Raw genomic sequence first — 1,932 nt, 5'->3', positions numbered from 1 at the left:
GCCGGTGTCAGCGCAACCTATCTTTGGCGGTGAAGACGTTGGCCGGCGCGATCGGCTCAGCCCCGCCAATGGCGGCGCGACTGTGGTTTCTCTGCGCCCGATAGCGCAATCCCGGCCTTCGCGAACCAGCGCTCGGTGTCGAGCCGGGGCATCGCCTGCGTGGTGCCGAGTGCGAGCATGCCTACCAGTGCGGCTGCGACGACGACGCCTCGCAGATCGAGCGCCAGCCGGCGCAGCAGGCGCAATGTGAAGAAGCAAGCGCACATGCCCAATGCCGTGCCGGCGACCACTTCGCTGGGGGGGTGCGCGCCGATCGGCACGCGCGACCAGGCCACTAACGCTGCAAGCCCGGCGCCGGCGAGCGTCGCCATGACCCTTAGCGCGCGCTGCGGCGGCGGTACGAGTAATGCGAACAGCGCCGGCCACAGCAGCCAGGCCAGGACGGCGTGGCCGCTGAAGCAGGTGAGGTCCCAGCGCCGGATACCGGTGCCCCAGCCGTAGAAGGCGATCTTGCTGCCTGCCACCAGCGCTAGGCTGGCGGCGACGATGCTGGCCCATTGCAGCAGTTCGCCGTTCGACAGCCGCGGGGCCGCCGGTCGGACGCGCAGCCACGCCGCGATGGCCGCCAGCAGCGGCACGACGAGCACGGCGTCGCCGAGCAGGGTCAGGGCTTTCCAGGGCATGGGGATCCGGGTGGGGCCGGGGGCTGCAGTCGCAGCGTGCGCTCGATTGTAGGGAGTGGGGATGGCGGGGGGCTGAAGACTGGTGGTGGTGCCTGGGGAGACGGCGCGCGCCCTCCCCAGCCCTCCCCCGCACGCGGGGCGGGGGTTTCGAAGCTCCCCCCTTCCCGGCCCTCCTCTGCAGGCGGGGAGAGACGAGGGCCGCGTTGCGCCGGGACGGCCGTGCTGCCCTCCCCGGTTCACGGGGGAGGGTTGGGTGGGGGTCTCGTTCCGATCGCTGCGCTCTGCGGCCTTGCGTCCACTCCGGTCTTCCGCCCATGAGGGGCGCGATGTTCGCGAGCGGGGGAGTTTGAAGCTGCCCCCACCCCAGCCCTCCCCGCACGCGGGGAGGGAGCAGATGCGCACAAGTCATGCTCTAGGTAGACCAGCCCTCCCCCGCACGCGGGGGAGGGGGCGGATGCGCACAAGTCGTCATCCAGGTAGAGCAGCCCTCCGCCGCGCGCGGCGGGAGGGAGTGGGGGCGCCGACGCCGGGTGCGTGATGAGGACCCACCGCTTTATCCGCGTTGACGCGGCGGTCTCGATGGCCGGGTGCCTTGCGGACGCCTGTTTGGGCTACAATCGCCGGCCGCCCTCCTCCGCTTTGCGGTGGTTGGCCGAACAACGCGCCTGTAGCTCAGCCGGATAGAGTAGTGGCTTCCGAAGCCATTGGTCGGGGGTTCGAATCCCTCCAGGCGCGCCATTTTCGGACCGACGGATTCAAGCGTCGATGCGTGGACGAGCCGGGCCCACGACGCCGCCGCGCTGGCGCGCGCTGGCAGAACGGCGGGGCAGGGCCCCGCCGCGCAGGTTACTTCTTGCTTCGCTTCTTATCCGGTGCCTGCGACAGCGCGGATCCTACCGCTGTCTTCCTGTCCTTGCTGCTGCCTTTGTTCTTCAACGTGTTGGAGGCCGCAGTCGCAGCTTTTGGGCTGGTCTTCTCGTCCTTCGCCATGCTGGATCCCCGGGATGCCGGCGGCTGCCGGCCGACAGATCCTGCGCCACGTCGTGTCGCTGCGCCAGACCTACCGTGGCTGACGACACGCGCACCGTCGGCGCTGTCTGGATTCGCAGCGCCCCTGCCAAGCGCCGTCATGCCGGGCACGTCTCACCACCCGACGTGCTCACGAAGCAGATGGGGCGCGTAGAGTAGACACGCGCACGGGGGCGCCTTCGGGGAATCGACGATGGACTTGAAGCACAAGCTGCTGCTG

Annotated in this window: 2 protein-coding genes and 1 tRNA gene; 1 reads left to right on the top strand and 2 read right to left on the bottom strand. The window is 70.0% G+C overall.

Annotation, left to right across the window (positions count from 1 at the left end; all coding sequences use genetic code 11):
• Positions 1-56: 56 nt before the first annotated feature.
• On the bottom strand, positions 57-683 hold the full coding sequence (locus ACOJUJ_RS22350; RefSeq protein WP_420129133.1) for a phosphatase PAP2 family protein: 627 nt from the start codon (positions 681-683) through the stop codon (positions 57-59).
• Between the two features lie 661 nt (positions 684-1,344).
• Between ACOJUJ_RS22350 and ACOJUJ_RS22345 the strand changes: the two genes are divergently transcribed.
• A tRNA-Arg gene (locus tag ACOJUJ_RS22345) sits at positions 1,345-1,421 on the top strand.
• Positions 1,422-1,529: 108 nt separating this feature from the next.
• Here ACOJUJ_RS22345 and ACOJUJ_RS22340 read toward each other — a convergent pair.
• Entirely contained in the window at positions 1,530-1,673 is a 144-nt protein-coding gene (locus tag ACOJUJ_RS22340) for a hypothetical protein (protein WP_420129132.1), read from the bottom strand.
• Between the last annotated feature and the right edge of the window lie 259 nt (positions 1,674-1,932).

Origin of the sequence: Longimicrobium sp., assembly GCF_048594345.1 — a bacterium.
Lineage (GTDB): Bacteria > Gemmatimonadota > Gemmatimonadetes > Longimicrobiales > Longimicrobiaceae > Longimicrobium.
The sequence above is the reverse complement of the archived record's forward strand: the minus strand, read 5'-3'. Positions and strand labels throughout refer to the sequence as shown.

What these genes read in the sequence shown, in the direction of transcription:
- ACOJUJ_RS22350 (WP_420129133.1), bottom strand. Translation starts at nt 683, where the DNA reads ATGCCCTGGAAAGCCCTGACCCTGCTCGGCGACGCCGTGCTCGTCGTG.
- ACOJUJ_RS22340 (WP_420129132.1), bottom strand. Translation starts at nt 1,673, where the DNA reads ATGGCGAAGGACGAGAAGACCAGCCCAAAAGCTGCGACTGCGGCCTCC.